Below are 6644 nucleotides of genomic sequence, written 5' to 3'. Positions count from 1 at the left end.
GCCCGCCGCGGGCATCGTCGCCGAGGCGATGGTGGCGCTGGTGCTGGCCGACGCGGTCAACGAGAAGTTCGGCGGCGACCACGTCTCCGAGACGCGCCGCAACGTGCAGAGCTACCTCGACCACCTGATCATCCGATGAGCGATGCGGCGGCGACCATCACTGCGACCGACCAAGCGGCGCCGGGAGCGTGAACAGGTGACCGCACACCGTCATCGATATGCCGCCGGGTCTGGCCGAAACTGATCGTTCCGTTGGTGGAGGTGTCGGTCAGAGGGCGAACTGGCGCAGGTGGTCCCGGAGTTGCCGGGTGTCGGGGGTGCCCGCCGTCAGGGAGACGTAGCCGTCCGGGCGGACGAGGACGACGGCGTCGCCGGGGAGGCCGTAGGCGCGGCGCGCGTGGCCGTCCGGGTCTTGGACGGCGGTCTCGCGGAGGCCGGGGAGGGGCGGGAGGAGGGCCGGTCCCGGGCGGTCGGTGAACCTCAGCAGGGTGAAGTGCGGTCCGCGGAACAGGTCGAACAGGCGGGTGGGCCCGTCGGCGGTGCGGCACGGGGCGTCGGGGGCGCGGTCGCCGGCGCGGATGCCGGTGGTGTCGTCGAGGTCGCGGCCGAGCGGGCCGCCGCGGTAGCCGACGGAGAGGCCGGTGAAGTCGCCGCCCGCGGTGGCCGTCAGGTCGACGAACTGGTCGGCCAGGGCCCGGGCGCCGCCGTCGGCGAAGAGGGTGCGGTGCTGGGCGGAGGTGGCGGTGAGGACGGCGCGGGCGACGGGCAGACGCTCGGCCTCGTAGCTGTCGAGGAGGGTGCCGGGGGCGCCGCGCAGGGTGGCGGCGAGTTTCCAGGCCAGGTTGTGGGCGTCCTGGATGCCGGTGTTCATGCCCTGTCCGCCGGCCGCGGAGTGGCAGTGCGCGGCGTCCCCGGCGAGCAGGATCCGGCCGCTGCGGTAGCGCTCGACCATGCGCACGGTGGGGCGCCAGGTGCTGGCCCAGGTGGGGTCGTGGAGGGTGACGCCGGGCAGGCCGGCGCGCTCGGCGAAGACGCGGCGGAAGGTGTCGAGGGTGGGTGCGGGCAGCGCGCCGTCTCCGTCGGGGGTGACGGCGGCGTGGACGGCCCACATGTCGTCCCGGCACAGCGGCACGATCGCGAGGGCGCCGGCGCCGAACCGGACGTCGTTCCAGATGTGCATGCGGTCGGGGGCGAGGCCGTCGATCCGCATCGACGCCATGATGAACCGTTCCTCCTCCCAGGTCTCGCCGAGGAACGGGATACCGGCGAGCTTGCGGACGGTGCTGCGGCCGCCGTCGCAGCCGACCACGTGGCGGGCGCGGATCCGGAGCGGGCCGCAGTCGCGGCGGAGGGTTGCGAGCACGCCGTCGCCGTCCGGGACGCAGTCCACGAGCTCCGTCCCGAGCTCGACCTTCCCGCCGTGCTCCGCGAGGCGGTCGCGCAGCACCGCCTCGGTGTGGTGCTGCGCGAGCAGGACCATGCCGGCGTACGGGCGGTCGGGTGTCGGGGTGTTGGCGGCGGCCGGGTCGACCTCGTGGACGACCTGGCCGCCCTGGTAGGTGCGGACCTTGGGGTTGAGCAGGCCGCGGGCGAGGATGCCCTCGGCGGCGCCGAGGTCGTCGAGCACCTCCAGCGTCCGGGGGTTGACCCCCTTGCCGCGGACGCCGCGGTCGCGGAAGTCCGGGTCCCGTTCGACGATCCGGCAGTCGACGCCGGCGCGGGCCAGGCCGACGGCGAGCGCGAGGCCCACCGGGCCGGCGCCGACGACGAGGACCTCGGTGGTCTGGATGGTGGTCTGGATGGGCGAACCGGCCGGCGGTCCGGCCTGGATTCCGGTGCTGGGCATGGCGGTCTCCCCCGCTGCTGACGTATAAGATACGGCACGTTTCTTGTTCTCGACTGTAGACTGGCCTCGATAAGAAACGCAACGTATCTACGGGATCCGGTGATGGGCAGAGCAGCGGTAGGCGGGGCGCAGGCCGGCCGGGCGTCGCGCCGGCGGGGTGACGAGCTGGAGCGCGCGATCCTCGACGCGGTGTGGGCCGAACTGGCCGAGCACGGCTACGACCGGCTCACCATGGACGGCGTCGCCGTGCGCGCCCGGACCAGCAAGCCGGTCCTCTATCGTCGCTGGCCCAGCCGGCCCGCCCTCGTCATCGCCGCGCTCGGCCGCAACGCTCCCGACTACCAGGAGCCGCCGGACACCGGCGAGTTGAGGTCGGACCTGGCCGTCTTCCTGCTCGGCCTGCTGCACCGCTTCGACGACCTGCCGATGGACGCCGTCCACGGCTTCCTCGTCGACCTGCTGCGCGACCCCGAGCTGCGGGTGCGGTTCCGCACTGGGCTGACGGCGTCCGGGCCGGTGGGCGCGCTGGAGACGATGATGCGCCGTGCGGCCGACCGCGGGCAGATCAACGCCGCGCGCATCACCCCGCGCACGGCCTCCCTCCCGCTCGACCTCCTGCGCGACGCGTTCCTCGTGGGCGGCGTCGTGCCGTCGGGCCAGGTCGTCGACGAGATCCTCGACGAGGTCGTGCTGCCGCTGCTCAAGGCGCCGTAGTGCGCGAGGAGTTCGCGAAGGAGCGGCTCAACTCGACCGCAGGGAGGCGAGGTCGACGGCGTGGTCCTGCCAGGCGTACAGCCGGTCGCCGACCAGGGCCGCGTCGTCGTTGCCGCAGCGGGCCGTCGCCCTGGCGCGCGTGTCGCCGGGGAGCCGGGCCGCCGTCGGGTTGACGCCGCCGCGCGGTTCGCCCGGGGTGCAGCCCTCGGGCGGTCGGGCGCCGGGGACGGTGGCGGCCGGCAGGCGGTCGCAACCCGTGCTGGCCATGCGGTAGTTGACGGCCGTGGCGCCGTCCGGGAGCCAGGCCGGCATCGACGTCCGGTCGTCCTTCGCCTTGGTGCCGGTGGCGTGGGCCGACTCCTCGACATGCCGGCCCTCCCACAGGCGTTCCGGGTCGGGACGGCGTTCGTGCACCTCAGCTGCCGGATCGGCTCCCATCGTGGTTGTAACGGGAGGACGCGCGACCCCTGGGGGACAGGGCGGGGGATATCGGGGTTCCGGTCCCGGGGATGCTCGTTGTTTGGCATCATCCCGAGGGGGACGGGGGGTGGTGAGGACGGTGGGGGACGTGACGGACGCGCGGCCGCGGCCTGTTTGGCTGAAGGTCCTTGTCACGCTGGCACGCTGGGTGCTCCTCGTGGCCGGCCTGTGCGCGGTCGGGTTCGGCATCGCGCAGACCGTCGCCGTGAACCAGGACGTGGGCGCCTACGCCCGCGCCCCCGGCTGCACCACCGGCAACCCGCCCCCGGGGCCGGCCTGCGTGTGGCTGGAGAGCGGCCGGGTGACGGGCCGGTACGTGGGCCGCAGCGGCGACTCGACCACCCACAACCTCACAGTGGCGCGCGAGTCGGACCCCGGCGGCGAGGACTACGACGTCGGCGTGGCGTTCTACGACGACGCGGACGTCGGCACGTACGTGCAGCTGAAGGTCTGGAAGGGCGATGTCGCCGAGGTCTACTACCGGGGGCACAAGTCCGTGTTCCCCCAGTTCCGGTTCGGCTTCCTGGCGTTGCTCGCGCTGCTGATCGCCGTGGGCACCAGCATGGTGATCGCCGGTCTGCCGCGGGTGGACGAGGACGCCCGGTGGATGTCGCTCGTCGCCCTGGTGCCGTTCTTCTTCGCTGGGTGGTTCTTCGACCTGTTCTTCGGGGCCGTCCGCCTGCCGCTCGCCGTGGCGGTCGCGGTGATCACCACGGGCTGGCTGGCCATGACGGCGATCGCGGTGAAGCTCGCCCACTGAATCCGGGGTGAGCCGGGGGTCGTCGGGCGGGTCATCGGGCGGGTCAGGAGCGGACCAGGCGCGCGATGGCCAGGCTCGCCTCCCTGATCTTGGCGTCGGCCGCCTCGCCGCGTCCTTGCGGGGGTGGTAGCCGGTCATGGCGGCCTCCGGTTCCGGTGCGGCGTCCAAGGGAGGAGAGCCCGGGGTCCGGACGGACGGGGGTGCCGTCCGTCCGGGCCGACGGGGCGTGGTGCGAGGCAGGTGACGGAGATCAGTCGTCGAGGCGGCCGACGAGGTCGTAGCCGGCCTCGTCGATCGCGGCGGCGACGGCCTCGTCGGCGAGCGGCGCGGTCGCGTCGACGGTGACGCGGCCGGTGGTGAGGTCCACGGCCACCTCGGTGACGCCGTCGATCTTCTTCAGCTCGGCGGTCACGGAGGAGACGCAGTGGCCGCAGGTCATGCCCTTCACCTGGAAGACCGCGCGGCCTGCGGACTCGGCGGCGGCCGGGGCGTCCCCGGTGCCGCACGAGCCGCAGCAGGAGGAGGCGGGCGCCTCGGTGGCGGACGGGTCGATGGTGACGGTGGTCTTGCTCATGGTGGAACTCCTTGGTGTGGGTGTGGGTGTGGGTGCCGGGCTGGGCGATACCCCTCCCCGGTTCCTTCCGGGGCGGGCGTGCGGTCAGTGCTGGTGCGGGGCGGCGGCAGCCTCGGTGCCGGGCACCTCGCCCGCGCCGCCCGCGGTCACCGTGAAGGCGGCGGTGCGGACGGTGTCCTGGTGCTTGAAGTCCAGGAACAGGCGGTAGCTGCCGACGCTCGGCGCGGTGGCGTCGAACGCGACCTCGGGTCCCGGCGCCGTGCTCTCCGGGTGGACGTGGAGGTAGGCGAGGTCGCCGGCGCGGAGCGCGACGAGGTGGCCGTAGGCGCCGAGGTACGGCTGGAGATCGGTGACGGGCCGTCCGTCCTTGCTGACGGTCAGGGTGAGGCGGCCGGCCCGGCCGGGGGCGAGGTCGCCGCCGAGGGTGACGGTGTAGCCGTCGACGGTCACGGTGCGGCCGGTGTCGGGGAGCGGCGCGGGGCGCAGGTCGCCCGCGGCGTGCAGGTCGGCGCCCAGGGTGAGGCCCTCGGCGGCGCCGGCGGGGGTGAAGTCGGCGAGGACGCGGTACTCGCCGGCGGCGGGCAGGTCGGCCCGGGCGCTCCAGGTGCCGTCGGCGGCGCGGGTGGGGTGGAGGTGCTGGAAGGTCGAGAGGTCGCGCGGGGCGACGATCAGGTGGAGTTCCTTCTCGTGCTGCGCCTGGTAGTCGGTGACGGGCCTGCCGTCCGCGCCGAGGATGCGCAAGCGCAGGTCGGTGGGGGTGCCGGCGGTGGCGAAGGCGTTGTCGAGGCTGAGGGTGTAGCCGCGGTCCGAGATCTGGAGCCCCCCGGGTAGGTGGCCGCCACCGCTCCCGTCGTGTCCTTCATGGCCACCGTGTTCTCCATGGCCACCGTGTCCGGCGTGATCGGCGTGCCCGTCCTGGGCGGCGGGCTTGGCGGCGGTGCCGTTCCCGGCGGCGTGGCCGACGCCGTACGCGAGGCCGAAGGCGGTGGCGAGGCCGGCGGTGAAGACGGCGATCTTCAGGGCGGTGTTCATGACACTCTCCTCGGGGCGCAGGACACAGGACACAGGACACAGGACGCAGGCCCGGGCCCGGGGATGGGCGCCGGTCTGTTCGACGTCGCCGAGTTAATACCCCCCTAGGGTATGGAGTCAAGGCGTTCCGGCGATCTCAAAATACCCACAGGGGGTACCCGCTCCCCCTTTGCGACTGGTACCCCCTAGGGGTATAAAGGAACTCGGCGCCACCCCGGCGCCACCCGATACCCCCCATGGGTATCTACCCCACGGCGTCACTGGCGCGAGGAGCAACGATGACCACGCAGGCACCCGCCTCCACGGAGGTGGAACTCTCGATCGGCGGCATGACGTGCGCCTCGTGCGCCGCGCGGATCGAGAAGAAGCTCAACCGGATGGACGGGGTCTCGGCGAGCGTCAACTACGCCACCGAGAAGGCGAAGGTCAGCTTCGAGGGCGCGGTCGAGGTCGCCGACCTGATCGCCACCGTCGAGGCGACCGGCTACACCGCGGCCCTCCCGAAGCCCCCGGCCGCCCCCGGCCCCGCGGCCGAGGAAGCCGACCGGGCCGACGAACTGGCCCCGCTGCGACAGCGGCTGGTCACCGCGGTGGCGCTGGCCGTCCCGGTGATCGTGATGGCGATGGTGCCGGCCCTCCAGTTCGACGACTGGCAGTGGCTGTCGCTGACCCTCGCGGCCCCGGTGGTCACCTACGCCGCCTGGCCGTTCCACCGGGCCGCGTTCACCAACGCCCGGCACGGCGCCGCGACGATGGACACCCTGGTCTCGCTCGGCACCGGAGCCGCGTTCCTGTGGTCGCTGTGGGCGCTGTTCTTCGGCACGGCCGGCATGCCGGGCATGCGGCACGGCTTCGAGCTGACCATCGGCCGCAGCGACGGCGCGGGCAACATCTACCTGGAGGCGGCGGCCGGCGTCACCGCCTTCATCCTGGCCGGCCGCTACTTCGAGGCCCGCTCGAAGCGAACCGCCGGGGCGGCGCTCAAGGCGCTGCTGGAGCTCGGCGCGAAGGATGTCACGGTCGTGCGCGGCGGCGCCGAGGTGCGGATCCCGATCGGCGAACTCGCCGTGGGGGACCGGTTCGTGGTCCGTCCCGGTGAGAAGATCGCCACCGACGGCGTCGTCGTCGAGGGCACCTCCGCCGTCGACGCCTCGATGCTCACCGGCGAGTCCGTCCCGGTCGAGGTCGGCGTCGGCGACGCCGTCACCGGGGCCACCGTCAACGCGGGCGGCCGGCTC

The 6644-nt window shown here is 73.6% G+C and carries 7 protein-coding genes and 1 pseudogene; 4 read left to right on the top strand and 4 right to left on the bottom strand.

Going from position 1 to position 6644, the window contains the following annotated elements; all coding sequences use genetic code 11:
• A pseudogene (locus tag PUR71_RS01245) lies at window positions 1–139 on the top strand (chorismate synthase); the annotation flags it as partial.
• Window positions 140–268: 129 nt separating this feature from the next.
• Here PUR71_RS01245 and PUR71_RS01240 read toward each other — a convergent pair.
• Window positions 269–1846: an FAD-dependent monooxygenase gene (locus PUR71_RS01240; RefSeq protein WP_329924403.1), complete on the bottom strand. Its 1578-nt coding sequence runs from the start codon at window positions 1844–1846 to the stop codon at window positions 269–271.
• Window positions 1847–1948: 102 nt separating this feature from the next.
• Here PUR71_RS01240 and PUR71_RS01235 point away from each other — a divergent pair, with 102 nt between their 5' ends.
• Window positions 1949–2560, top strand: coding sequence for a TetR/AcrR family transcriptional regulator (locus PUR71_RS01235; RefSeq protein WP_329924402.1), 612 nt, complete (start codon window positions 1949–1951; stop codon window positions 2558–2560).
• A gap of 27 nt (window positions 2561–2587) precedes the next feature.
• Here the strand turns inward: PUR71_RS01235 and PUR71_RS01230 are convergent, their stop codons facing one another.
• A complete protein-coding gene (locus PUR71_RS01230) occupies window positions 2588–2974 on the bottom strand; it encodes a hypothetical protein (protein WP_329924401.1) in 387 nt (128 codons plus the stop codon).
• 214 nt (window positions 2975–3188) lie between these two features.
• On the opposite strand from PUR71_RS01230, the gene PUR71_RS01225 reads away from it, so the two are divergent.
• On the top strand, window positions 3189–3800 hold the full coding sequence (locus PUR71_RS01225) for a hypothetical protein (RefSeq protein WP_329924400.1): 612 nt from the start codon (window positions 3189–3191) through the stop codon (window positions 3798–3800).
• A 250-nt stretch (window positions 3801–4050) separates the two neighbouring features.
• Here PUR71_RS01225 and PUR71_RS01220 read toward each other — a convergent pair whose 3' ends face one another.
• Both PUR71_RS01220 and PUR71_RS01215 read right to left on the bottom strand, forming a co-directional pair.
• A complete protein-coding gene (locus PUR71_RS01220) occupies window positions 4051–4374 on the bottom strand; it encodes a heavy-metal-associated domain-containing protein (protein ID WP_329924399.1) in 324 nt (107 codons plus the stop codon).
• Window positions 4375–4458: 84 nt separating this feature from the next.
• Entirely contained in the window at window positions 4459–5406 is a 948-nt protein-coding gene (locus PUR71_RS01215; RefSeq protein ID WP_329924398.1) for a hypothetical protein, read from the bottom strand.
• Between the two features lie 278 nt (window positions 5407–5684).
• Here PUR71_RS01215 and PUR71_RS01210 point away from each other — a divergent pair.
• On the top strand, window positions 5685–6644 hold a 960-nt coding region (locus tag PUR71_RS01210; protein ID WP_329924397.1), incomplete at its 3' end, for a heavy metal translocating P-type ATPase.

It is taken from the genome of Streptomyces sp. SP17BM10, from assembly GCF_036322405.1.
GTDB lineage: Bacteria > Actinomycetota > Actinomycetes > Streptomycetales > Streptomycetaceae > Kitasatospora.
The sequence above is the reverse complement of the archived record's forward strand: the minus strand, read 5'-3'. Positions and strand labels throughout refer to the sequence as shown.

Bases quoted from the DNA above. Each gene is read 5' to 3' on its own strand.
- PUR71_RS01240 (WP_329924403.1), bottom strand. From the start codon at position 1,846: ATGCCCAGCACCGGAATCCAGGCCGGACCGCCGGCCGGTTCGCCCATC.
- PUR71_RS01235 (WP_329924402.1), top strand. From the start codon at position 1,949: ATGGGCAGAGCAGCGGTAGGCGGGGCGCAGGCCGGCCGGGCGTCGCGC.
- PUR71_RS01220 (WP_329924399.1), bottom strand. From the start codon at position 4,374: ATGAGCAAGACCACCGTCACCATCGACCCGTCCGCCACCGAGGCGCCC.
- PUR71_RS01215 (WP_329924398.1), bottom strand. From the start codon at position 5,406: ATGAACACCGCCCTGAAGATCGCCGTCTTCACCGCCGGCCTCGCCACC.